Source organism: Pseudomonas sp. CFBP13509 (assembly GCF_005233485.1).
Classification (GTDB): Bacteria; Pseudomonadota; Gammaproteobacteria; order Pseudomonadales; family Pseudomonadaceae; genus Aquipseudomonas; species Aquipseudomonas marginalis.
In genome coordinates this window covers 237,571-262,385 of record NZ_QGAA01000002.1, presented here as the reverse complement: position 1 = coordinate 262,385, position 24,815 = coordinate 237,571, and the positions used below count along the sequence as shown (strand labels likewise).

General features: G+C 62.7%; 16 protein-coding genes. 12 read left to right on the top strand and 4 right to left on the bottom strand.

Features of this window, described 5'->3' with window-relative positions; translation table 11 throughout:
* Positions 1 to 43 precede the first annotated feature (43 nt).
* The 3 genes from PspCFBP13509_RS04590 to aceE form a co-directional block, all read right to left on the bottom strand.
* Positions 44 to 2,737 carry a putative bifunctional diguanylate cyclase/phosphodiesterase gene (locus tag PspCFBP13509_RS04590; protein WP_065925674.1) on the bottom strand — a complete coding sequence of 898 codons (2,694 nt, stop codon included), beginning with the start codon at positions 2,735 to 2,737 and terminating at the stop codon, positions 44 to 46.
* Between the two features lie 303 nt (positions 2,738 to 3,040).
* Positions 3,041 to 4,690, bottom strand: a complete 1,650-nt coding sequence (gene aceF / locus PspCFBP13509_RS04585; RefSeq protein ID WP_074848532.1) for a dihydrolipoyllysine-residue acetyltransferase — start codon at positions 4,688 to 4,690, stop codon at positions 3,041 to 3,043.
* Positions 4,691 to 4,701: 11 nt separating this feature from the next.
* The gene (gene aceE / locus PspCFBP13509_RS04580; protein WP_065925672.1) at positions 4,702 to 7,347 is read right to left on the bottom strand and encodes a pyruvate dehydrogenase (acetyl-transferring), homodimeric type; all 2,646 of its coding nucleotides are present in this window, start codon (positions 7,345 to 7,347) and stop codon (positions 4,702 to 4,704) included.
* A 383-nt stretch (positions 7,348 to 7,730) separates the two neighbouring features.
* Between aceE and glnE the strand changes: the two genes are divergently transcribed.
* The 12 genes from glnE (at position 7,731) to PspCFBP13509_RS04520 (ending at position 22,276) form a co-directional block, all read left to right on the top strand.
* Positions 7,731 to 10,670, top strand: coding sequence for a bifunctional [glutamate--ammonia ligase]-adenylyl-L-tyrosine phosphorylase/[glutamate--ammonia-ligase] adenylyltransferase (gene glnE / locus PspCFBP13509_RS04575; protein WP_065925671.1), 2,940 nt, complete (start codon positions 7,731 to 7,733; stop codon positions 10,668 to 10,670).
* A 54-nt stretch (positions 10,671 to 10,724) separates the two neighbouring features.
* Complete coding sequence (gene waaF, locus PspCFBP13509_RS04570) at positions 10,725 to 11,759, top strand: lipopolysaccharide heptosyltransferase II (protein WP_137211626.1); 1,035 nt, start codon at positions 10,725 to 10,727, stop codon at positions 11,757 to 11,759.
* A 1-nt stretch (position 11,760) separates the two neighbouring features.
* A complete protein-coding gene (gene waaC / locus PspCFBP13509_RS04565) occupies positions 11,761 to 12,822 on the top strand; it encodes a lipopolysaccharide heptosyltransferase I (RefSeq protein ID WP_027604955.1) in 1,062 nt (353 codons plus the stop codon).
* On the top strand, positions 12,822 to 13,946 hold the full coding sequence (locus PspCFBP13509_RS04560; protein WP_137211625.1) for a glycosyltransferase family 4 protein: 1,125 nt from the start codon (positions 12,822 to 12,824) through the stop codon (positions 13,944 to 13,946). The genes waaC and PspCFBP13509_RS04560 overlap by 1 nt, the downstream gene beginning before the upstream one ends.
* Entirely contained in the window at positions 13,943 to 14,749 is an 807-nt protein-coding gene (gene rfaP, locus PspCFBP13509_RS04555; RefSeq protein ID WP_137211624.1) for a lipopolysaccharide core heptose(I) kinase RfaP, read from the top strand. Before PspCFBP13509_RS04560 ends, rfaP begins: the two co-directional genes overlap by 4 nt.
* Positions 14,749 to 15,483, top strand: coding sequence for a lipopolysaccharide kinase InaA family protein (locus PspCFBP13509_RS04550; RefSeq protein ID WP_065925667.1), 735 nt, complete (start codon positions 14,749 to 14,751; stop codon positions 15,481 to 15,483). The genes rfaP and PspCFBP13509_RS04550 overlap by 1 nt, the downstream gene beginning before the upstream one ends.
* Positions 15,480 to 16,232: a lipopolysaccharide kinase InaA family protein gene (locus PspCFBP13509_RS04545; RefSeq protein WP_065925666.1), complete on the top strand. Its 753-nt coding sequence runs from the start codon at positions 15,480 to 15,482 to the stop codon at positions 16,230 to 16,232. Before PspCFBP13509_RS04550 ends, PspCFBP13509_RS04545 begins: the two co-directional genes overlap by 4 nt.
* Positions 16,232 to 17,674 carry a lipopolysaccharide kinase InaA family protein gene (locus tag PspCFBP13509_RS04540; protein ID WP_137211623.1) on the top strand — a complete coding sequence of 481 codons (1,443 nt, stop codon included), beginning with the start codon at positions 16,232 to 16,234 and terminating at the stop codon, positions 17,672 to 17,674. The genes PspCFBP13509_RS04545 and PspCFBP13509_RS04540 overlap by 1 nt, the downstream gene beginning before the upstream one ends.
* Before the next feature lie 190 nt (positions 17,675 to 17,864).
* On the top strand, positions 17,865 to 18,851 hold the full coding sequence (locus PspCFBP13509_RS04535) for a sugar ABC transporter substrate-binding protein (RefSeq protein ID WP_137211622.1): 987 nt from the start codon (positions 17,865 to 17,867) through the stop codon (positions 18,849 to 18,851).
* On the top strand, positions 18,851 to 20,374 hold the full coding sequence (locus PspCFBP13509_RS04530; protein ID WP_074848542.1) for a sugar ABC transporter ATP-binding protein: 1,524 nt from the start codon (positions 18,851 to 18,853) through the stop codon (positions 20,372 to 20,374). The genes PspCFBP13509_RS04535 and PspCFBP13509_RS04530 overlap by 1 nt, the downstream gene beginning before the upstream one ends.
* On the top strand, positions 20,367 to 21,353 hold the full coding sequence (locus PspCFBP13509_RS04525) for an ABC transporter permease (RefSeq protein WP_137211621.1): 987 nt from the start codon (positions 20,367 to 20,369) through the stop codon (positions 21,351 to 21,353). Before PspCFBP13509_RS04530 ends, PspCFBP13509_RS04525 begins: the two co-directional genes overlap by 8 nt.
* Positions 21,350 to 22,276 carry an ABC transporter permease gene (locus tag PspCFBP13509_RS04520; protein WP_137211620.1) on the top strand — a complete coding sequence of 309 codons (927 nt, stop codon included), beginning with the start codon at positions 21,350 to 21,352 and terminating at the stop codon, positions 22,274 to 22,276. The genes PspCFBP13509_RS04525 and PspCFBP13509_RS04520 overlap by 4 nt, the downstream gene beginning before the upstream one ends.
* A gap of 283 nt (positions 22,277 to 22,559) precedes the next feature.
* Here the strand turns inward: PspCFBP13509_RS04520 and PspCFBP13509_RS04515 are convergent, their stop codons facing one another.
* Positions 22,560 to 24,659 (bottom strand): TonB-dependent receptor family protein, encoded by a 2,100-nt coding sequence (locus tag PspCFBP13509_RS04515; protein ID WP_074848548.1) that lies wholly within the window; start codon positions 24,657 to 24,659, stop codon positions 22,560 to 22,562.
* Positions 24,660 to 24,815: the final 156 nt, after the last annotated feature.

Here is a 24,815-nt window from a genome sequence, read left to right as displayed (position 1 = left end):
GGTAAATTTCAGACAGCCAGTGTGCCCGAGTGTTACAGCGCTGTCAGGCGATTGGCCCGCGCGGATAGCGTCTAAGCTTCTCGAGCAGCTCTGCACCGGGGATCGGCCGGTCGAACAGGTAGCCCTGGCCAACGTCGCAACGGTGCCGACGCAGGAACGCCAGTTGCTCGGGGGTCTCGATGCCTTCGGCCACCACCTTGAGCTTGAGGTTGTGGGCCATGGCGATCACGGCCGAGGTGATTTCCATGTCGTCCTGGTTGTCCGGGATTTCGTGGATAAAGCTGCGGTCGATCTTGATGATGTCGATGGGAAATTTTTTCAGGTAGCTCAGCGACGAGTAACCGGTGCCAAAGTCGTCCATGGCCAGGGTCAGGCCGAAGCTCTTGAGCTGGTCCAGTTGCAGGCGCGTGTCTTCGGTCGCTTCCAGCAGCAGGCCTTCGGTCAGCTCCAGTTCCAGCAGGTTGGCCGGCAGCTGTTCTTCCTTGAGGATCGTGGCGATCGAGGCGACCAGGTCCGGGTCGGAAAACTGTTTGGGCGACAGGTTGATTGCTACCTGCAAATTGCCCATGCCAGCGGCGCTCAGTTGCCTGCTCATGCGGCAGGCCTGGCGCGCGATCCATTTGCCGATCGGGATGATCAAACCGGTCTCTTCGGCGACGCTGATGAACTGATCGGGGCGGATCATGCCCTTTTCCGGATGGTTCCAGCGCAGCAGCGCTTCCATGCCCAGCAAGCGGCCGCTGCGCAGGCACAGCTTGGGCTGGTAGAACACGTCCAGTTCGTTCTGGGTCAGGGCACGACGCAGGTTGTTCTCCACGAACAGCTTGTAGCTGGCCTCGGCGTTCAAGGCTTCGGTGAACACCTGTACTTGGTGTTTGCCGTTGGCCTTGGCCTTGTGCAGGGCCAAGCCAGCGTTGCGCATCAGGGTCTGCGGGTCACGGCCATGCAGCGGTGCACAGGCCAGGCCCACGGAGCCGGTGACGCTGATCAGTTGGTTGTCGACGAACATCGGTTTGTCGAGGGTCGCCAGCAGTTGGCTGGCCACCTGTTGGCCGCTTTCCAGGTCAGTGTCGTCCAGCAGCACCGCGAATTCGTTACTGGCAAAACGCGCCAGGCTGCCTCCGGCACTCAGGCTGTTGCGCAGGCGGCGGGCCAGGCTGATCAGCAGCTTGTCGCCGGTCTGGTGGCCGAGGCTGTCGTTGATGCGCTTGAAGTTGTCGATGTCCACCAGCAACAGGCTGATCGGGCTGTCGCTGTCGCGGGCAAAGCGCTCATCAAGGTTGCGGATAAATGCCGGACGGTTGCCCAGGTTGGTCAGGTTATCGGTGTAGGCCAGGCGTTCGATGCGCTGCTGGGCCAGCTTGTTCTGGGTGATGTCTTCGTAGATGCCGATGTAGTGGGTCAGCTCACGGTTGTCGCCATATACCTTGGAAATCGACAGCTGGCCCCAGTAGGGCTCGAGGTTTTTACGTCGGCTCTTGAACTCGCCCTGCCAGCTGTTGCTCTTGGCCAGGCTCGACGGTGCGTCGAACAGCAGTTCGCTGAGGTTTTCCAGGGCCGGCAGCTGGGCCAGGCGGTGGCCGTGGACTTCTTCGGCGCTGTATTGGGTAATCGCGGTAAAGCTTGGGTTGACGTACTCCACCACGCCGTCGCAGTTGACCAGCAAAAAGGCATTGGCACTTTGCTCCACGGCACGCTGGAACAGGTGCAGGGCGCTGGTGGCGGTACGGCGGTTGTGGTTGTTGATCACTTGCGCGAACTGGTCGGCCAGTTCGCCGGCAAAGGCAATCTCATCGGCCTGCCAGGCACGCGGGCTGCCTCCCTGTTCCAGGCACAATACGCCCACCACCTGTCCGTCGACGCGGATACTCGCATCGAGCATGGCGTGGACGTCCCTGGCGCGCAGGTTTTCGACCATTTCCCGGGTGCGCGGGTCGCGCATCGCGTTGGTTGCGTCGATTGCCCGGCTGGTGTGCAGGGCTTCCAGGTAATCCGGAAAGCAACTGGCGTCGATGGGCTCAGGCAGGTGGTGCTGCTGGTCATCGCGGTGGTAGGCCGAGATCGGTACCAGGCGCTGGCCTTCGAGGTTCCAGATGCTTGCGCAGTCGATCTGGTAGATGTCACAGGCGCTGCGGGTGATCAGCTCTGCGGCTTCCTGCAGCGAATTGTTGGCGGTGTAGCGCTGGCGGGCCAGCAACAGGATCAGCTCCTGCTGGGCGCGCACCCGCTCCAGGTGCTGCAGTTGTTCCTGCTGGGCGCGCTGGTTGAGCTCCAGGGCGATCTGCAGGCGGCTGTTCTGGCTTTCCAGGTCCTCCGTCGGGGCGGGCAGGGAGACTTCGTTGAACAGGCCGTCGACCACCATCAGGTAGCCGCGCAGCAGATGGCGATTGTGTTGTTTGTAGGCTTCGCCCATTTCCAGCAGGCTCAGGGGGCCATCGTTGGTGTGCAGGGTGTAGCGCACCAGATAGTGAGGGCTGTCGCTCAGTTGCTGTTGGATGGTGTCGTGCAGTTGATAGCGCGCCTGAGGCTCCATCAGGCTGGCGAAGGGGGTGCCGAGCAGCGCACACAGCTCGACCGCCGACAGGCCGAATTGGCGCTCGCAGTTAGGGTCGAGGTACAGAAGGGCCCAGCTTGCCTCATTAAGCCGCTCGAAACGCAGCATACCGAGGCGCGAAGGCACCGGTAACTGCGTCACTACCTCGGCCGCCATACGGGCGACATCGGGTTGGCTTTTCATGGGGGGGAACTCACTTCAAATAACGCGCACGGCGCCGGGCTCACGCCCTCTTTACTGTTGCCTGCGGCAAGGTTGCATCATGCGGCGCGGGCTGACAAGAGAGGATGAAGGCTAAGTGCTATAAGGGGGTTATCGGCCAGGCGGAGGAATTCTTCAGTCAGGATGACAGAAGGTGTACAACCCTGTTCTGTCTGTAGAGAAAAGCAAAAAAAGCCCCGCCAAATTGACGGGGTTGAGGTACGAGCGTGGCGCTCGGAAATCGTTGCAACCAGGCCTCCCCGATGAAAGGGAGGCCGCTGTGGCTTACAGCAGGATGGTGCGGATGTCGTTCAGCAACTGGCTCAGGCGCTGGGTGAAGCGTGCAGCAGCCGCGCCGTTGATCACACGGTGATCGTAGGACAACGACAGTGGCAGCATCAGCTTGGGCTGGAATGCTTTACCGTCCCAGACTGGCTGGATGGTGGCCTTGGAAACACCCAGGATCGCCACTTCCGGCGCGTTGACGATTGGCGTGAAGCCCGTACCGCCAATGTGACCGAGGCTGGAGATGGTGAAGCACGCGCCTTGCATGTCGTCTGCGGTGAGCTTCTTGTCACGGGCCTTGGCAGCCAGTGCAGCCGCTTCGGCCGCGAGTTGCAGCAGGCTCTTCTGGTCGACGTTCTTGATGACCGGTACCAGCAGGCCATCCGGCGTGTCGACGGCAAAACCAATGTGCACGTACTTCTTGCGAATGATCGCCTTGCCGCTTGGCGCCAGCGAACTGTTGAAGTCCGGCAGCTCCTTGAGCAGGTGCGCACAGGCCTTGAGCAGCAGCGGCAGCACGGTCAGTTTCACGCCGGCCTTCTCGGCCACGGCTTTCTGCGCAACGCGGAAAGCTTCCAGGTCGGTGATGTCGGCCTGGTCGAACTGGGTCACGTGCGGAATGTTCAGCCAGCTGCGATGCAGGCTCGACGCGCCGATTTGCATCAGGCGGGTCATCGGCACTTCTTCGGTCTCGCCGAAGCGGCTGAAGTCCACCACCGGGATCGGTGGAATGCCCGCGCCGCCAGTAGCAGTGCCGGCAGCCGGAGCTTCCTTGGCTTTGTGCATCATGGCTTTGACGTAGACCTGCACGTCTTCCTTCAGCACGCGACCGTGTGGGCCAGTGGCCGACACAGCGTTCAGCTCGACGCCGAACTCACGGGCCAGTTGACGTACCGCCGGGCCAGCGTGAACCTTGGCACCGCTTGGCGCAGGTGCAGCAGCAGGGGCCGGAGCGGCCTCGGCTTTTGCAGCAGGCGCAGGTGCGGCAGCGGCCGGTGCAGCTTCAGCCTTTGCCGCAGCCGGAGCGGCCGCAGGGGCTGGAGCGGCAGCCGGTGCAGCGCCTTGTACTTTCAGCTTGAGGATGAAGTCGCCAGTGCCGACTTCGTCTTCCAGCTTGACCGCGATGCTTTCCACAATGCCGGCAGCCGGCGATGGGATTTCCATGGAGGCCTTGTCGGACTCCAGGGTGATCAGCGACTGGTCGGCTTCGACGGTGTCGCCGACCTTGACCAGCAGCTCGATGATCTTGGCCTTGCCCGACGAACCGATGTCCGGAACATGAATGTCCTGGACAGTCGCTGCGGCTGGAGCAGCCGCCGGGGCTGCAGGAGCCTCGGCAGCAGCGGCAGGTTTTTCCGCGGCAGGCGCCGGTGCAGCAGCGGCAGCAGGTGCCGCCGCAGGGGCCGCATCAGCGGCACCTTCGATTTCCAGTTCCAGCAGTTCGTCGCCTTCTTTCAGGCGGTCGCCCAGCTTCACTTTCAGGCTCTTGACCACGCCGGCCTTGGGAGCAGGGATTTCCATGCTCGCCTTGTCCGATTCCAGGGTCAGGATGCTCTGGTCGGCTTCGACGGTGTCGCCGACCTTCACAAACAGCTCGATTACTTCACCTTCACCGCTGCCGATGTCAGGTACGCGAATGAGTTCGCTCACAAAAAATCTCCTCAGCAGTCCAGTGGGTTGCGTTTTTCCGGGTTGATCCCGAACTTGACGATAGCGTCAGCTACCACCTTGGGTTCGATCTCACCGCGGTCAGCCAAGGCTTCCAGGGCTGCCAACACCACGAAGTGACGGTCGACTTCGAAGAAGTGACGCAGCTTCTTGCGGCTGTCACTGCGACCGAAACCGTCGGTGCCCAGGACTTTGAATTCCTTGGACGGGACCCACTGGCGAATTTGTTCAGCAAACAGTTTCATGTAGTCGGTAGAGGCAATGACTGGACCTTTACGGCCGGCCAGGCACTCTTCGACATAGCTCTGCGCAGGCTTCTGGCCCGGGTGCAGGCGGTTGTTGCGCTCTACGGCCAGGCCGTCGCGACGCAGTTCGTTGAAGCTGGTAACGCTCCAGACGTCGGCGCCGACGTTGAACTCTTCACGCAGGATCTTCGCCGCTTCACGGACTTCACGCAGGATGGTGCCGGAGCCCATCAGCTGCACGTGGTGCGCCGCTTCCTTGGTGTCTTCTTCGAGCAGGTACATGCCCTTGATGATGCCTTCTTCCACGCCGGCCGGCATGGCTGGCTGCTGGTAGGACTCGTTCATCACGGTGATGTAGTAGAAAACGTCCTGCTGCTCTTCGGTCATCTTCTTCATGCCGTCCTGGATGATCACCGCCAGCTCATAGCCGTAGGTTGGATCAAAGGTGCGGCAGTTCGGGATGGTGGCAGCCAGGATGTGGCTGTGACCGTCTTCGTGTTGCAGGCCTTCGCCGTTCAGTGTGGTACGGCCGGCGGTACCGCCGATCAGGAAACCACGGGTACGGCTGTCGCCCGCTGCCCAAGCCAGGTCGCCGATACGCTGGAAGCCGAACATCGAGTAGAAGATGTAGAACGGCAGCATCGGCTGGTTGTGGCTGGAGTACGAAGTACCGGCAGCGATGAAGGAGCTCATGGCGCCCGCTTCGTTGATGCCTTCTTCGAGGATCTGGCCCTTCTTGTCTTCCTTGTAGAACATCACCTGGTCTTTATCGACTGGCTCGTAGAGCTGGCCGACGGAGGAGTAGATGCCCAACTGGCGGAACATGCCTTCCATACCGAAGGTACGGGCTTCGTCCGGGATGATCGGGACGATACGCGAGCCGATTTCCTTGTCCTTGACCAGCTGCGCGAGGATCCGCACGAAGGCCATGGTGGTGGAGATTTCACGGTCGCCCGAGCCGTCCAGGATTGCCTTGAGGGTATCCAGCGGAGGTGTAGGGATGTTGAAGCTCTTGGCGCGGCGCTGTGGCACGAAACCGCCCAGTGCGGTACGACGCTCGCTCAGGTAGCGGGCTTCGGCGCTGTTCGGCTCCGGCTTGAAGAACGGCAGGTTCTCCAGCTCTTCGTCCTTGACCGGGATGTCGAAGCGGTCGCGGAACAGCTTCAGGCTTTCAACATCAACCTTCTTGGTGTTGTGCGCAGTGTTTTTCGCTTCGCCGGCACCGGTGCCATAACCCTTGATGGTCTTGGCCAGGATGACGGTCGGTTGTTCTTTGTGGTTGACCGCTTCGTGGTACGCCGCATAGACCTTGTACGGGTCGTGGCCGCCACGGTTGAGTTTCCAGATCTCGTCGTCGGACAGGTCGGCAACCATCGCCTTGAGTTCAGGCGTGTTGAAGAAATGTTCACGTACGAACGCGCCGTCTTTGGCCTTGTAGTTCTGGTACTCGCCGTCGATGACTTCGTCCATGCGACGTTGCAGGATACCGTCGACGTCCTTGGCCAGCAGTGGGTCCCAGAAACGGCCCCAGATGACCTTGGTCACGTTCCACTGGGCACCGCGGAACACGCCTTCGAGTTCCTGGATGATCTTGCCGTTGCCGCGAACCGGGCCGTCGAGGCGCTGCAGGTTGCAGTTGATGACGAAGATCAGGTTGTCCAGCTTCTCGCGGCCGGCCAGGGAGATGGCACCCAGGGATTCCGGCTCGTCGCACTCGCCGTCGCCCAGGAAACACCAGACTTTCTGCTTGCCTTCCGGGATGAAGCCACGGGCTTCCAGGTACTTCATGAAGCGTGCCTGGTAGATCGCCTGGATCGGGCCCAGGCCCATGGATACCGTCGGGAACTGCCAGAAATCAGGCATCAGCCAAGGGTGCGGGTAGGACGACAGGCCCTGGCCGTCGACTTCCTGGCGGAAGTTGTTCATTTGCTCTTCGCTGATGCGACCTTCCATAAACGCACGGGCGTAGACGCCTGGCGAGGTGTGGCCCTGGAAGTAGATCAGGTCGCCGCCGTGTTCTTCGGTCGGGGCCTGGAAGAAGTAGTTGAAGCCGATGTCATACAGGGTTGCGCTGGAAGCGAAGCTGGAGATGTGACCGCCCAGGTCAGAATCTTTCAAGTTCGTGCGCATTACCATCGCCATGGCGTTCCAACGTACCAGCGAGCGAATGCGGCGTTCCATGAACAGGTCGCCAGGCATGCGTGCTTCGTGGGTGACGGGGATGGTGTTGCGGTATGGCGTGGTGATGGCGTAGGGCAGTTGCGAGCCGCTGCGGGTCGCGAGTTCGCCCATACGGGTCATCAGGTAGTGAGCACGGTCTTCGCCTTCTTTGTCGAGAACCGATTCCAGGGCGTCCAGCCATTCCTGGGTTTCGACGGGATCGAGGTCTTGCATGGCTTGCTCCAGGGCGGAAAGGCTACCAGAATCGGTTGCCTGAAGTTTGCGACTGGCCTTGTGGGCAGACGACATAAATTCTTGGATGGCCGAAGGTTGCTTCGGCGTCCTGTAGTTTTACTACAAATCGTCGGCCATTTCAGCCTTTCGAATGTATATACGAGTAGTAAAACTACACAAGACCGAGCGGATTGCTCGGTCTGGCTGGTGAGCATAATCGTTATTGTTGATCTTTTGCGAACAAGAAAAGGTAGAAGTTTAATGTTGCCTGCCAAAAATTACATATTTTCAGCTATTTATCACCTTTGTTCGACAGTCCTTCATCGAGCGCGGTGCTTGCCTTCACAGCAGCAAGCCATTTACACGCCGACCAAGGATAGACCATGAGCCTTCCAACGCTGGCCGAACTGCCGGCCATTCTGTTGCCAAAGGCCCAGCGGGCCGAGCAGTCATTTCGTGACGCCGTGGCCGCGCTGGACGACGATCATGGCCTTTCTTCGTGGACGCCGCAACGGTGGGCCGACTTCGCCCGGGTGTGCGCCGCCAGTGATTTCGTCATTGAACAGAGTGTTCGTGACCCTTTGATGTTGCTCGAGCTGGCGGCCTGGGGCGAGCTGGACCGCGGCTTTGCGCCGGGCGAGCTGTGCGGGCAGATTGCCGGTGCCGTGCAACAGGCCGAAACAGAAGATGAGCTGGGCCGCGTACTGCGTCGTCAGCGTACGCGCCAGCAAGTGCGCATCATCTGGCGCGACCTGACCCGTCAGGCCGACCTGGTGCAAACCTGTCGTGACCTCTCCGACATGGCCGACGCCAGCATCGACCAGGCCTACCAATGGCTGTACCAGCGCCACTGCGTGCAGTTCGGCACACCGACCGGGCGGCGCAGCGGCGAGCCGCAGCATATGGTCATCCTCGGCATGGGCAAGCTCGGTGCGGTGGAGCTGAACCTGTCGTCGGATATAGACCTGATCTTCGCCTACCCCGAGGGCGGCGAAACCGTGGGCGTGAAGCGCTCCCTGGATAACCAGGAGTTCTTTATTCGTCTTGGTCAAAAATTGATCAAGGCCCTCGACCCGATGACCGTCGACGGCTTTGTGTTCCGTGTCGACATGCGCCTGCGTCCCTACGGTTCGGCCGGCGCCCTGGTGCTCAGCTTCAACGCGCTGGAGCAGTACTACCAGGACCAGGGTCGCGACTGGGAACGCTATGCCATGATCAAGGCGCGCGTGGTCGCCGGTGACCAAATGGCCGGTGCGCAGCTGCTCGATATGCTGCGGCCGTTCGTGTACCGCCGTTACCTGGACTTTTCCGCCATCGAGGCGCTGCGCACCATGAAGCAGCTGATCCAGCAGGAAGTCCGACGCAAAGGCATGGCCGACAATATCAAGCTGGGCTCGGGCGGCATCCGCGAAGTGGAATTTATCGCCCAGGCGTTCCAGCTGATCCATGGCGGCCGCGACCTCAGCCTGCAGCAGCGGCCGCTGCTCAAGGTGCTCGGCACCCTGGAAGGCCAGGGCTACCTGCCGCCGGCGGTGATCGCCGAGTTGCGTAATGGCTATGAATTCCTGCGTTACACCGAACATGCGATCCAGGCGATTGCCGACCGCCAGACCCAAATGCTTCCGGACAGCCCTGAAGACCAGGCGCGCATTGCCTTTATGCTCGGGTTTGCCGACTGGGCGGCCTTTCATGAGCGCCTGATGCATTGGCGTGGCCGTGTGGACTGGCACTTCCGCCAGGTGATTGCGGATCCTGATGAAGAAGAAGGGGCGGAAAGCGAGTTGGTCGTGGGCGGAGAATGGCTGCCGCTGTGGGAAGAGTCCCAGGATGAAGAGGCCGCCTGCCGTCAATTGGCTGAAGGCGGCTTCACCGACGCCACCAAGGCCCTTAAAGCCTTGGCCAGCCTGCGCAACAGCCCGCAACTGCGGGCCATGCAGCGCCTGGGGCGTGAACGCCTGGATGCCTTTATCCCGCGCTTGCTGGCCCAGGCCGTCGAGCACGCCAACCCGGACCTGGTGCTGGAGCGTGTACTGCCGCTGGTGGAGGCCGTCGCCCGGCGTTCCGCCTATCTGGTGCTGCTGACGGAAAATCCCGACGCCCTGCGCCGCCTGCTGACCCTGTGCGCCGCCAGCCCGTGGATCGCCGAGCAGATCACGCGCTTCCCGCTGCTGCTGGATGAGTTGCTCAACGAAGGCCGTCTGTTCAAGCCACCGCTGGCGCCGGAACTTGCCGCCGAGTTGCGCGAGCGCCTTACGCGCATCCCCGAGGATGACCTGGAGCAGCAGATGGAAGCCCTGCGGCACTTCAAGCTGGCCCACCGCCTGCGCGTGGCCGCTTCGGAAATCGCCGGCAGCCTGCCGTTGATGAAAGTCAGCGACTACCTGACCTGGCTCGCCGAAGCCATCCTCGAACAAGTGCTGGCCCTGGCCTGGCGCCAGACGGTGGCCCGCCACGGCTCGCCGCAGCGTTTGGACGGCACCTTGTGCGATCCTGGGTTCATCATTGTCGGTTATGGGAAAGTCGGCGGCATCGAACTGGGGCATGGTTCGGACCTGGACCTGGTGTTTATCCACGATGGCGACCCGCAGGCCGAGACCGACGGCGCCAAGCCGATCGACGGCGCGCAGTTCTTCACGCGCCTGGGCCAGCGGATCATTCATCTACTGACCACCCAGACCAACTCCGGCCAGTTGTATGAAGTGGACATGCGCCTGCGCCCATCCGGCGCATCCGGGTTGCTGGTCAGTTCCCTCGGGGCGTTTGACCGCTATCAACAAAATGAAGCATGGACCTGGGAACATCAGGCCCTGATCCGCGCGCGGGTGCTGGTGGGCAGCCAGGATGTGGGCCAGGCATTCGAGCGGGTACGGGCTAAGGTGCTGGGGCGTGAGCGCGACTTGGCGAAGTTGCGCCAGGAGGTCAGCGAGATGCGCGCCAAGATGCGTGACAACCTGGGTACCAAGGCCACGGCGGCCGGCACCGGCGCCAATGCCTTCGACGCCACGGTGCTGTTCGACCTCAAGCAGGACGCCGGAGGTATCGTCGATATTGAATTTATGGTGCAATACGCGGCTTTGGCGTGGTCTGCGCAACATCCATCGTTGCTGCGCTATACCGACAATATCCGCATTCTGGAAGGCCTGGAGCAGGTGGGTTTGATGCCCGCCGCCGATGCCCATCTGCTGCGCGAGGTGTATAAGGCCTACCGTTCCGCCGCGCATCGCCAGGCCTTGCAGAACGAGGCCGGTACGGTACCCGGTGATCAGTTCGCTGACGAACGGCGCCAGGTGATGCGAATCTGGCAGGCGCTGGGGTTGGGTTGAAACACTATTAGGGCGGGGAGGCATAAGCCTCCCCGCATCGTTTGTGGAAACTACATGAATATTCTGATCGTTGGGCCCAGTTGGGTCGGTGACATGGTGATGGCGCAGACTCTGTTCCAGAGCCTGCGTATGCGCTACCCGGACTGCCAGATCGACGTGCTTGCCCCCGAGTGGAGCCGGCCGATCCTTGAGCGCATGCCCGAAGTGCGCAAGGCCTTGAGCTTTCCGCTCGGCCACGGTGCCCTGGAACTGGCGACCCGCCGCCGCATCGGCAAATCCCTGGCGGGCCAGTACGACCAGGCGATCCTGCTGCCCAACTCGCTGAAGTCGGCGCTGGTGCCGTATTTTGCCGGTATCCCCAAGCGCACCGGCTGGCGCGGCGAGTTTCGTTATGTGCTGCTTAATGATGTACGCACGCTGGACAAGGCGCGTTACCCGCTGATGATCGAACGCTTCATGGCCCTGGCCTATGCGCCGGGCGCCGAGCTGCCCAAGCCGTACCCGCGGCCCAGCCTGCAGATCGACCCGGTGACCCGCGATGCGGCACTCGCCAAGTTCGGCCTGGTCCTGGATCGTCCGGTGTTGGCCCTGTGCCCCGGTGCGGAGTTTGGCGAGTCCAAGCGCTGGCCGTCGGACCACTACGCCAAAGTCGCCGAGATGAAGATTCGCGAAGGCTGGCAGGTGTGGTTGTTCGGTTCGAAAAACGATCACTCGGTGGGTGAAGACATTCGCCAGCGCCTGATCCCGGGCCTGCGCGAAGAGGCCGTCAACCTCAGTGGCGACACGTCCCTGGCCGAGGCCATCGACTTGCTCTCCTGTGCGGACGCCGTGGTGTCCAACGACTCCGGCCTGATGCATGTGGCCGCTGCGCTGAACCGCCCGTTGGTGGCGGTGTACGGCTCCACCTCGCCGGGCTTTACCCCGCCGCTGGCCGACCAGGTCGAAGTGGTGCGTCTGGGGCTGGAGTGCAGCCCGTGCTTTGATCGCACCTGCCGCTTCGGCCATTACAACTGCCTGCGCCAATTGCTGCCGCAGCCGGTAACCGATGCCTTGCAGCGATTGCAGGGCGACGTGGTCGAGGTTCACTGAGTTGCGGGTACTGGTAATCAAGACCTCATCCCTGGGCGACGTGATCCATGCCTTGCCGGCACTGACTGACGCGGCACGGGCGATCCCCGGCATTCGCTTCGATTGGGTGGTGGAAGAAGGCTTTGCTGAAATCCCCACCTGGCACCCGGCGGTGGACAAGGTCATCCCGGTGGCGATCCGCCGCTGGCGCAAGAACCTCTGGCAAACCTTCAAGAGCGGCGAGTGGCGGCGCTTCAAGCAGCAAGTCCAGTCGACCAAGTACGATCTGGTGATCGATGCCCAGGGCCTGTTCAAAAGCGCCTGGCTGACCCGCTACGTGCGGGCTCCGGTGGCCGGATTCGACAAACACTCGGCCCGTGAGCCGATTGCGGCGCGCTTCTACTCGCGGCGCCTGGCCGTGGCCCGTGGGCAGCATGCGGTGGAGCGTTTGCGCCAACTGTTCGCCGTGGCCCTCGGCTATGACTTGCCCAAAGGCCTGGGCGACTACGGCCTCAGTACCGAAAAACTGCTCGGCCTGCCGCCGAAAAAGCCCTTCGTCCTGCTGCTGCACGGTACTACCTGGGACACCAAGCATTGGCCCGAGGCCTACTGGCGCGAGTTGGCTGAACGTATGGGCCGCCTGGGCGTGGACGTGAAGTTGCCCTGGGGCAACGCCGCCGAAAAGGCCCGTGCGGAGCGCCTGGCCCAAGGCCTGAACAACGCCGAAGTGCTGCCCAAGCTGAACCTGGCCGGCGTGGCCCGGGTATTGGCCGGCGCCCGCGCCTGTGTGGCGGTGGACACCGGGCTGGGGCATTTGGCGGCGGCGCTGGATGTGCCGACCATTTCCCTGTTCGGCCCCACCAACCCCGGCCTGACCGGCGCCTACGGCAAGGGCCAGATTCACCTGGCCAGCGACTTTGCCTGTGCGCCGTGCCTGCAAAAACAATGTACCTATCAACCGACGGCCGACGACCTGCGTCGGTTCGACATCAAGCGCGAGTCGCCCCTGTGTTTCACGCGCTTGAACCCTGAGCGTGTGGCAACCCGGCTGAGCACGTTGTTACTGGCTGAGGAGCTGCACTGATGCAACTGGCTTTTGTTCTGTACAAATATTTCCCCTTCGGCGGCCTGCAGCGCGACTTCATGCGCATCGCCCTGGAGTGCCAGCGGCGCGGCCATCAGATTCGTGTCTACACGCTGATCTGGGAGGGCGACATTCCGCCCGGCTTCGAAGTGCTGGTGGCGCCGGTCAAGGCGTTCTTCAACCATCGGCGCAACGAGAAGCTCAGCGCCTGGATGGAGGCCGACCTGGCCAAGCGCCCGGTGGACCGCCTGATCGGCTTCAACAAGATGCCCGGCCTGGACGTGTACTACGCCGCCGACGGCTGCTTCGAAGACAAGGCACAAAACCTGCGTCATTCGCTGTACCGCAGTTTTGGCCGCTATCGCCACTTTGCCGAGTACGAGCGCGCGGTGTTTGCCAAGGACGCCAAGACCGAAGTCTTGATGATTTCCGAAGTGCAGCAGCCGCTGTTCATCAAGCATTACGACACGCCGCTGGAGCGCTTCCACCTGCTGCCACCGGGCATTGCCCAGGACCGCCGCGCGCCGCCGAATGCGGCCGAGATTCGTGAGGGGTTCCGCAAGGAGTTCAGCCTGGGCGATGACGACCTGCTGCTGGTGCAAATCGGTTCCGGCTTCAAGACCAAGGGCGTCGATCGCAGCCTGAAAGCGCTGGCCGCATTGCCGGCTGAGCTGAAAAAACGCACGAGCCTGTTTGTAATCGGCCAGGACGACCCCAAGGTATTCCAACTGCAAAGCGCCACCCTCGGGCTGGGCGATAACGTGCAGTTCCTCAAGGGGCGCAGCGATATTCCGCGCTTCCTGCTGGGCGCGGACCTGTTGATCCACCCGGCGTACAACGAAAACACCGGCACCGTGTTGCTCGAAGCCCTGGTGGCCGGGTTGCCGGTGCTGGTCTCGGCCGTGTGTGGTTATGCCCATTACATCGCCGAAGCCGACAGCGGCCTGGTGCTGGACGAGCCGTTTGAACAGGCTCAGTTGAACCAGTACCTGGCGCAGATGTTGACCGATTCTGCACAGCGCGCGGCCTGGGGCCGCAATGGGTTGGCCTTCGCCGAGACGGCCGACCTCTACAGCATGCCGCAGCACGCTGCGGATGTGATTCTGGCGGAGCCAAAACGATGAAGTTGATTCTTGCCGAACCGTTCAAGACGTTATGGGCCGGGCGTGATGCCTTCGCCGAAGTCGAGAAACTGCAAGGCCAGGTATTCCGTGAACTGGCGGCGCGTCGCACGCTGCGCACCGAGGTGGATGGCCGCCCGTATTTCGTCAAAATCCACCGCGGCATCGGCTGGGCGGAAATCTTCAAGAACCTGATCACCGCCAAGCTGCCGGTGCTCGGCGCAGGCCTGGAATGGGATGCCATTCACCGCTTGCAGGCGATCGGCGTACCGACCATGACCGGCGTGGCCTTCGGCGAAAAGGGCAGCAACCCGGCGGACCAGCACTCGTTCATCATCACCGAAGAGCTGGCGCCGACCATCAGCCTTGAAGACCTGACCGTCAACTGGGTCGCCGAACCGCCCACACCTGCACTGCGCCATGCGCTCACGGCCGAACTGGCGCGCATGGTCGGCGACATGCACCGGGGCGGCGTGAATCACCGCGACTGCTACCTGTGCCACTTCCTGCTGGACACGTCCAGGCCGATCGACCCACGCAACATCAAGCTCTCGGTGATCGACCTGCACCGGGCGCAAATGCGCGCCCATCTGCCGCTGCGCTGGCGCGACAAGGACCTCTCCGCGCTGTATTACTCGGCGTTGGACATCGGCCTGACCCGGCGCGATAAACTGCGCTTCCTCAAGGGCTACTTCCGCCAGCCGTTGCGCCAGGTCCTGGCCGAGCAGTCGGCGTCCCTGGGCCTGATGCAGCGCAAGGCCGACAAGCTCTACGCGCGCAAGCAGCGTTATGGGGATGCGATCTGATGGCGGGTTGGAACCTGGAGCCTGCCTACGCCGCCCTGGCGGATGATTTTGGAAGCCTCGAAGCGGTATTTGCCCTGCAAGGCGAGCGGCTGACCCGCGACCCGCTGTCGGAAGTGATCCGGGTGGAGCGTGGCGGGGTCAATTACTACGTCAAGCGCTATACCGGTGCCGGCAAGGGCCTGCGGCGCTACCTGGGCAAGCCGCGGGTCAAGTCCGAATGGCAGAACCTCAAGCGCTTCGCCAAGTGGGGCATTCCCACCGCCGATGTGGTCGCCTGGGGCCTTGAGCGCAGCGGCCTGGCCTATGATCGTGGCGCAATGATCACCCGCGAGTTGCCGAGGACCGAAGACCTCTCGGTCCTGGCCGAACGTAAGGATGCGCGCCTGCGCGACCCCAAGTGGGTCAGCGCGGTCAGTCGCCAGCTCGCCGAATACACGCGCACCATGCACGATCATCGCTTTACCCATAACGACTTGAAGTGGCGCAACCTGCTGATCGACGACCAGGCCACCCTGTACCTGATCGATTGCCCCAACGGTGATTTCTGGCGCGGTTTCTGGCTCAAGTACCGCATCACCAAGGACCTGGCCTGCCTGGACAAGGTGGCCAAGTATCACTTGTCGGCCACTCAGCGCCTGCGCTTCTACATGCAGTACCGTGGGTGTCGGCACCTGAGTGAGTCGGACAAACGGCGGATTCGCCACGTAGTGAAGTTTTTCGAGGGACGTGAATGAGTGATTTCCTGGCGGCTGAAGATCGCGCCCTGCTGGAGCGCCACGGCCTCGCGACATTCGACGCCCTGTGGGCCCGGCAACTGGACGCGGTGGACGAGCCGAACACCAGCCGTGGCGGCTGGAGCAGCGTATTTCGCCTGGAACTCGACGGCCACGGCTATTACCTCAAGCGCCAGAGCAACTACCTCACGCGCAGCTTGCACCGGCCTTTGGGCGAGCCCAGTTTCTCCCGCGAGTTCCGCAATATCAGCCGTTACCGCAAGCTCGGGATCCCGGCGCTGCAGGCGGCGTTCTACGGCGAGCGCAAAGTCGCCGGTGAACACCGCGCGATGCTGCTGACCCGTGCCCTGGACGGCTGGAATGACCTGGATTCATTGCTGGAGCAATGGGCGCAACTCAGCGATGCCCAGCACTGCGCGATCCTGCTGGCCTGCGGTCAACTGGCGCGCCGCCTGCACAGCGTCGGCCAGGTGCATGGCTGTTTCTACCCCAAGCATATTTTCCTGCAGGCCACCGGTGACGGCTACGCCGCGCAGTTGATCGACCTGGAGAAAACCCGCCCGCTGCTGTTCGGCTGGCGTGACCGGGTCAAGGACCTAGAGCCGTTGTTGCGCCGGGCACCGCAGTGGTCGGACGCACAGGTGCGTCAATTGCTGGCGGCTTACCTCGATCAGCCCGAGGGCAGCGCGCTCGTCACCACCTGGCTGCAACGCCTGACGAAGCGGCGTAGCCACAAGGAGAACCGCTGATGCGCCTGTCCGAGTTGAAAAGCGCCGGTCGCAGGCCGAGCCTGCCCCTCACCATCGACCTGGCGGATGCCGCCGGCCCGGGCCAACTGCAACTGCTGAGCCTGTTGCGGGTATTGCCGGGTGAGCGTTACGTGGGCGCGGCGGTATGGCGCGGGCGTCCGGTGCTGGCCAAATTATTAGTGGGCAGCAAGGCCGCACGGCATTTCCAGCGTGAACTCAGCGGCGTACGCCTGCTGGCCGAGCAAGGCCTGACCACCCCGCTGTTGCTCGCCGATGGCTTGCAGGACGGCGAGGGCGGCTGGCTGCTGTTCGAGTTTATCGAAGGTGCCGAGAGCCTGGCCGATGCCTGGCACGCCGTTGAAGCGCTACCGCCACTGGCCGACGAGCAAACCGCCGTGCTGGCCGAGGCCCTGGGTGCGATCGGCCAGATGCATGCCAAGGGCCTGTGGCAGGAAGACCTGCACCTGGACAACCTGCTGCGCCAGGACGGCAAGCTGTACTTGATCGATGGCGCCGGCATTCGTGTGGAGGAGGCGGGCAAGCCACTGTCGCGCAACCGCGTGCTGGAAAACCTCGGGGTGTTTTTCGCCCAGTTGCCGAAAAACCTCGAGCCGTTTACCGAAGAACTGCTGGTGTACTACCTGCTGGGCAACGGCGAGCACGCCTTGCCCCTGCAAGCCCTGGAAAAACAGGTGCGCAAGGTCAGCGCCTGGCGCCTGAAGGACTTGTTGAACAAGGTGGGCCGCGACTGCACGCTGTTCAGTGTGGTGCGTGGCGCCTTTGCCTTGCGTGCGATCCGTCGCGAGGAAGAACCGGCGATGCTGCCGGTGCTGGAGCAGGCGGATGCGTTGCTCGACCAGGGCCACCTGTACAAGACCGGTGGTGCGGCCAGCGTGGCCAAGGTCGACGTAGCCGGCCGGCCCTTGGTGATCAAGCGCTACAACATCAAGGGCGTTGCCCATTGGCTCAAGCGCTTCTGGCGCCCGAGCCGCGCCTGGCATTCCTGGCGCGAAGGCAATCGCCTGGCCTTCCTCGGCATCGCCACGCCCAAGCCGCTGGCCGTCCTGGAAAAGCGTTTTTTCTGGCTGCGCAGCCGCGCTTACCTGGTCACCGAATACCTGCCGGGCCCGGACATCATCGAGCGTTTCGCGCCCTATATCGAACACGGTGACGCGCCGGAAAACGAACTGTTGGCGCTGGACCAGTTGTTCGCCGAGCTGATTCGCGAGCGCATCAGCCATGGCGACTTCAAGGGCCATAACCTGTTCTGGGATAAGGATCGCTGGTCGCTGATCGACCTCGACGCGATGTGCCAGCACAGCTCTGCCGCCAGCTTCGCCCCGGCGTATGCCAGGGACCGTGCGCGGTTTATGCGGAACTGGCCTGAGAGTAGTGCGTTGTATCAGCTGATTGATCAGCGTTTGCCGAAGCAACCGACCTGACCGTTCCCGCGCAGGGTGACCGATCAAGAGCTGTTGCCTGAGCAACAGTTATCAGACAGTTGTTGGCCCAGAACGACAGCCCGCCTTAACCCGCAAACGTTATCCCCTTGATTTGATGTAATAAAAAACCTGGCACGGGCTCTGCAATGCCTCTTGGTGAACCCTTTCACCCGTCGCAGCGGAGCCCTGTATGCCTTCCAGCCTTTCCTCGCTTTCCCGTTTGATCTGCCTTGGCGCCGTGCTGTTGCTGGGCCATGTCGTCAGTGTCCAGGCCGCCGAGGGCGATGAGGCTGTGCCGTCCCTGGCCGGCAAGCGCATTGCCGTGAGCATGACCGGCACCAGTCACTATTTCGATATCAAGGCGTTCCAGGCCCAGGTCGATGAGATCAAGCGCCTGGGCGGCACGCCGATCACCCTCGATGCCGGGCGTAATGACAAGAACCTGGTGACCCAGCTGCAAACCGTGGTCACCCAGAAACCCGACGCCGTGATCCAGACCCTGGGCACCCTCAGCGTGATCGATCCCTGGCTCAAGCGCATCAGCAAGGCTGGCATCCCGCTCTTCACCATCGATGCACCGTCCCAGTACAGCCTCAACAACACCACCTCCGACAACGTCGCCACCGGCAAGGCGTTGGCCGATCAATTGATCAAGGACGCCGGCGGCAAAGGCAAGATCCTGGTGTTCAACGGTTTCTACGGCGTGCCGGTGTGTGCGATCCGTTATGACCAGTTGAAGCTGGCGCTCAAGGAATACCCCCAGCTGGAAATCATCCAGCCGGAGCTTCGCGACGTGATCCCCAACACCGTGCAGGATGCTTATTCCCAAGTCTCGGCGCTGCTCAACAAGTACCCGGCGGGCAGCGTCTCGGCGATCTGGTCGGCGTGGGACATTCCGCAGTTGGGCGCGAGCAAGGCGCTGATCGATGCCAGGCGCACCGAGATCAAGACTTACGGCGTCGACGGTACGCCGGAAGTGCTGGCGCTGCTCGGCCAGGCAAATTCGCCGGTGGGGGCGGTGGTGGCGCAGCAACCGGCGTTGATCGGCAAGACCGCTGTGCAGAACGTGGCGCGCTACCTTGCCGGGCAACGAGACCTGCCCAAGGAAACCCATGTGGCCACGCTGCTGACCACCGCGGCCAACCTGGACCAGGTTCAGCAACTGCGGGGTGACTGATGCCGGCATTGCACCTGCAACACTTGCATAAACGCTTTGGCGCCACCCTGGCGCTGGATGACGCAAGCCTTAAAGTCGAACGCGGCAGCATCCACGGCCTGGTGGGGGAGAACGGTGCGGGCAAGTCGACCTTGATCAAGATCCTGGCCGGCATCCACAAGGCGGACGCGGGACAGGTGAGTATCGATGGCCAGTCGTACGCCGCCTTGTCACCGCGTCAGGTGGATGCGCTGGGCGTGCAGTTCATCCATCAGGAGCGTCTGTTGCCCGCCAGTTTTACCGTGGGCGAGGCGCTGTTTTTCGGGCATGAATTGCGGCGCGGGCCCTTTGTGGATCGACGTCGGCAGCAACGTGAAGCCGAGCGCTTGCTGGCGGAATATTTTGATCTGCAATTGCCCGCCGGTGCGCTGGTGAGCGAGCTGAACAGCGCCGAACGCCAGGTGCTGCAAATCACCCGGGCGTTGATTCGCCAGCCGAAGATCCTGGTGTTCGACGAGCCCAGCGTGGCGTTGGTCAAGCGCGAGGTCGACCAGTTGCTGCGCATCGTCAAGCGCCTGCGCGACCAGGGTTTATCCATCCTGTACATCTCCCATTACCTGCAGGAAATCGACAGTCTGTGCGATGAAGTCACGGTGCTGCGCAATGGTCGGGACGTGGCGGTGGTGCAGCCCCGGCATACGTCCAGCGCCGAGATTGCGCGGCTGATGGTCAATCGCGAGGTGCAGGAGATGTACCCCAAGGCCAAGGTTGCACTGGGAGCGCCGCTGTTGCAGGTACGCGGGTTGAGCCTGGCGCGGCGCTATCGGCAGATCGATCTGGACGTGCGGCGCGGAGAAATCGTCGGCCTGACCGGGCTGGTCGGCTCGGGAGCCAAGGAGTTGTTCAAGACACTCTTCGGTGTCGAGCGCGCCGACAGCGGCAGTGTGCATCTGGACGGGCGTTTGCTGCGCCTGCGTTCGCCGGCCCAGGCGATTGCCGAGGGCATTGCGCTGGTGCCGGAAGAGCGGCGCAGCCAGGGGATTTCGCCAGTGCTTTCGGTGCTGGAAAACCTGACGCTGGCGGGGCTCGGGCGGTTCAGCCGCTGGGGCTTGTTGAGCCGCCGCAAGGAGCAGGCGGAAAGCCTGCGGCTGATCGACGAATTGGCGATCAAGGCGCCTGGGCCCCAAGTGGCGGTCAGCCAGCTCAGTGGTGGCAACCAGCAGAAGGTCGCCCTGGGGAAATGGCTGAGCCGCCGCTCGGCGGTGTACCTGTTGGATGAGCCCTGTGTGGGTGTGGATGTAGGTGCCAAGGTGGAGATATATCGCTTGATCGGACGCTTGGTGGAAGAGGGCGCGGCGGTGCTGGTGTTGTCGTCGGATTTGCCGGAGTTGTTGGGGATCAGTGACCGAATCCTGGTGCTGCATCGGGGTGAGATCGCCGGTGAATTCCGTGCCGGGGAGGCGGACAGCGATCAGTTGCTGGCCTGTGCGACGGGAGCCGTGGCTGCTGCGGCTTTAAGCGCTCGAGAGGTGGAACATGCTTGAAGCGGCGACGCCTGGGTTATCGCAGCGATTGTGGGTGCTGGTGCTGCGCCGTGGGTCGGTGGGGGTTTTTGTGGCGATCCTGCTGGGGTTTGCCGTGGCTGCGCCGAATTTTCTGTCGGTGGGTAATCTGGCCAATGTGTTCAGCCAGTCGGCGATCCTCGGCGTGCTGGCCTTCGGGCTCACCTGCGTGATTATCGGCGGCGGTTCGAACGTGGTGGCTGGAGGACTGGACCTGTCGCTGGCGGCCAACCTGGGGTTGTGCGCGGCGGTATTCAGCCGCCTCAATAATGCCGGCCTGGATCTCGGGTTGACGTTGCTGCTGACCCTGGGCTGCGGTTTGGTGGTCGGCTTGCTGAATGGGCTGGCCGTGGTGGTGCTGCGTTTGCCGCCGTTGCTGGCGACCCTGGCGAGCATGAATGTACTGGCCGGGCTGGAGTTGGTGCTGACGGAGAACACGGTGGTCTCCACGGACTCGCCGCTGTTGGACCTGCTCAGTGGCGGCGCCTGGTTGGGCGTACCGGCCCTGGCCTGGGTACTGCTGGTGACGGCGGGCGTGCTGACGCTGCTGATTCAGCACTCGGCCTATGGGCTGCGCCTGCATGCGGTGGGCGAATACCCCCAGGCGGCCGAAGCGGCGGGCATTGGTGTGCCCGTCTACGTGTTGTCGAGCTATCTGCTGTCCGGTCTGTGCGCCGCCGTGGCTGCGCTGTGTTCGGCGGCATTCTTCAGCGGCAGCACCACCGGCTCCGGCGACATGCTGCTGTCGGTGGTGGCGATCGCCTTTCTCGGCGTGGTGTTTTCCCGCCGGTTGGTGGCGAGCATTCCGGGGACGTTGCTGGCGGCGCTGTTGATTGGTTTTCTGATCAATGGCTTTCAACTGCTTAACCTCTCCAGCTTCTGGGTCAATGGTGTGCAGGGCATGTTGATCCTGCTGGTCGTCGCGGCGTCCAGTGCATTGAACCAAGGGGCGACGGCATGAACGCACGCGCAGTATTGCCGCTGACATTGCCACTGGTGTTCACCCTGATTGTCGTGGTGTTTGCGCTGCAAGCGCCGGGCTTCCTCAGTGCTGGCAACCTGCAAAGCCTGGTGCTGAACAACTTCGTGCTGCTGGCGATTGTCGCCATCGGCATGACCTACGCGGTGGCGGCCGGTGGCATCGACCTGTCGGTGGGCACGGCGCTGGACTTTGCCAGTTTCAGCTTTGTGGTGCTGCTCAATGGCGGCCATGGCTGGGCGGTGGCGGCCACGGGCGCGCTGGCGGCGGCGCTGCTGGTGGGGCTGGTCAATGCCGGCCTGATTGCCGGGCTGCGCATCAGTCCGTTCCTGGCCACCCTTGGCACGTTGTTTATCGGCACCAGCGCCCAGCAACTGCTCTCGGACGGCGGCCAGCCGATCTATATCAGCCAAGGCTTGAAGCCTGAACTCATGGGGCTGACACCGCTGCTGGTGGTAGCGGGGCTGGCGCTGTTCTACGGCCTGGCCCTGGCGCGCGGACGCCTGGGCCGTGAGTTGCTGGCCCAGGGCACCCAGCCGCTGCTGGCGTATTACTCGGGGTTATCGGTGCGGCGCATCGTCACCATCGTGGCCCTGGCAACTGCCCTGGCCTGTGGGGTGGCCGGCGTGTTGCTCAGCTCGACAGTCAGCGCCTATGTGCCGCTGTCCGGTAACGCGTTTTTGCTCAATGCGATTGGCGCGGTGTTTATCGGCACCACCTTGAGTCGACAGGGACGGGCGAATGTTCCGGGGACCCTGCTGGGCGTGTTGTTTATCAACGTGATCGCCAACGGGCTGCTGCTGATCGGCTGGAATTTCTACTGGCAGCAGGTGGCGACCGGGGTGCTGATCTTTATCGTGCTGAGCTTCAGTTTCGCCAGTCGGCGGATGCTGGAGCGCGTCTAGTGTTGCACCCCAAAGCTGGACTCCATCCGACGCTTGGGGGCATGAGCAAACTCCCCTTAGGGCATAAACAATTTCAGGCGACCGCATTCCGGTGGTGAGCGGGCTTGTCCCGCGTCGGGTGCGAAGCGCCCCCTGATGAAGACGAATGCGGGGTATCAGGTACTCCTCTGCGCCCGGTTTTGGGGCTGCTGCGCAGCCCGACGCGGGACAAGCCCGCTCGCCTCAGGGGTTCCGGTTTGCTGCGCGACAGCGCGGGGCCTCCCACATTGAAGGTGTGGTGCGTTCAGAATTGATACTCGGCACCCGCCCCGGCATACCAGGAGCGCCCAGGCGCAGCTTCGTAGTAGCGGCCATTGCCGTCGCCGACGATCACCGAACCGACGTACTGGCGGTCCAGCAGGTTATCCAGGCGCAGGGTCTGATGGAAGGTCCAGTGTTCGACCTTCTGCTCGAACCGTGCGCGCCAGTTGAACACGCTGTAGCCCGGCGCGGCGTGTTGGCTGTTGGTGTCTTCGACGTAGACCTTGCTGCGGTACAGGCCTTCGACAGCGGTACTGACCCAGTCCCGGGGTTTCCAGTTCAGCTCGGCGAACAGCGTGGTTTGCGGCACTCCGGGGAGGTAGTTGCCTTTGTCGACGGCAGTTGTGCCGCTGGTGAAGTCGCTGTCATAGGTGGCTTGCAGGCGCGTGTAGGCGAGGTTGGTGCTCCAGTGTTCGGCGAGTTGGCTTTCGATGCCCAGTTCGAAGCCGCGACGCAGGGTGCGGCCGGCGTTTTGGTAAGTGGTGCGCCCTCCGCTGGATTGCTGCACTACCAGTTCGTCCTCGGTGGTGATCTGAAAGAGGGCCGCATTCACGCGGGTGTCCTGGCCAATGCGAGCTTTCAGGCCAACTTCATACTGTTGGCTGACCGATGGCTTGAGCGCAAAGTTGAAGCCGTTCGCCGTGCTGGAATACGCGGACTCGGCCTGGGTTGGGGTTTCGAAACCTTTGCCCGCGCTTACATAACCGTGCAAGTCAGGTGTGAAGGCGTACATGACGCTGATCGACGGCGTGTTCTTCTGGTAGGTCTTGCTGCCGCTGTCGTTGCCGTCGCTGAGGAAGTGATCGTCTACGTCCATTTCCATGGTGCTGTGGCGCAGGCCGGCTTGCAGGGTCCAGTCACCCAGCAGCCAGTTGGCTTGCACGAACGGGTCGAGGCTGGTGGCGGTATCGATTTCATCGCGGCCCAAGGCCCCTTTGACACCATGCACCCCATTGACGGTGTTGGAATAACCTTGGCGATCATCCTGGCTGCGGTCGTAGTCGAGGCCGGTGATCAGGGTCAGCTCGCCGGGTGCGCTGGTGATAGGTTGCAACCAATGGAGGGAGCCGCCATAGAACTTGCGGTCGAAAGCTACCACACCGCCGCGAGCGTTAGCCGGATTGGCGGCGCCACTGCCGAACCTGTCCGGGATCGACAGATACTGAACCACACTACGCCGCCCGGTATACCCGTTCACCTGCAGCGTCGCATCGCCGAAGTACCGTTCATAATTCATGCCCAATTGCTGATGATCGATACTTTTGCGCGTGTTGTACGTCAGCGCATTGCTGCTCACCGAACGCGGGTCGGCCTTGTAGGCGTCCCAGGTTTGCCCCAGTGGATCCTGGGTACCATTCTGTTCCAGGCTGCTGTAGATCAGCGCCAGCTTGCTGTCGTCATCCGGTTGGACATTGAGCTTGGCGAAGGTCTGGTCGCGACGGGCGCTGCTGTGGTCGCGGTAGCCGTTGGTATCCATGCGCGAGGCGTCGAGTACAAAGCCTGCGCCGTTCGCCGCGCCTTCGGCGCTCAGGTGGTTCTTGTTCAGGCCGTCGCTGCCCACCAGGGTTTCGGCGCCGATGCGTGGCGGGCCTTCGCCATCGCGGGAAAACATCTGGATCACGCCGCCGGCATTGCTGCCATACAGGGTGGCGGCCGGGCCGCGCAGCACTTCGATACGCTCGGCGGTGTCGAGGTTGAACGTGGCGGCCTGGCCCTGGCCGTCCGGGGTGCTGGCGGGGATGCCGTCGGCGATCAGCTTGATGCCGCGCACACCGAAGGCCGAGCGGGCGCCGAAGCCACGGGAGGAAATCTGCAGGTCCTGGGCATAGTTCTGGCGGTTCTGCACCACCAGGCCGGGCACGCGGGCCAGGGCTTCGGAGGCGTTGATGCCCAATTGGCCGTCGCTGATCTGCTCGCGACTGATGCCGCCCACCGAGTAGGGCAGGTCGAAGGTCGGGCTGGCGCTGCGCGAGCCGGTGACGACGCTGGGGTCGAGGATCAGCGCGGGGTCATCAGCCTGGGCGACGCCGCACAGGGCGAGCAGGCCGGGCAGCAACAGGTTGAAGCGAGCGAGAGGGGTCATGAGTCAGCCGGAATCCGTGGCGCTTAGGGTGTAAACGCGCAAAAGGGCGCGAGTTTAGTGACTGGGAAGATTTTTATCATTCAGGAATTCGGCTACGCGACCCATCAGCGCGCTCGCACTGCACACATGGCGATGGTGCAGGCGACTCTTGCCGCT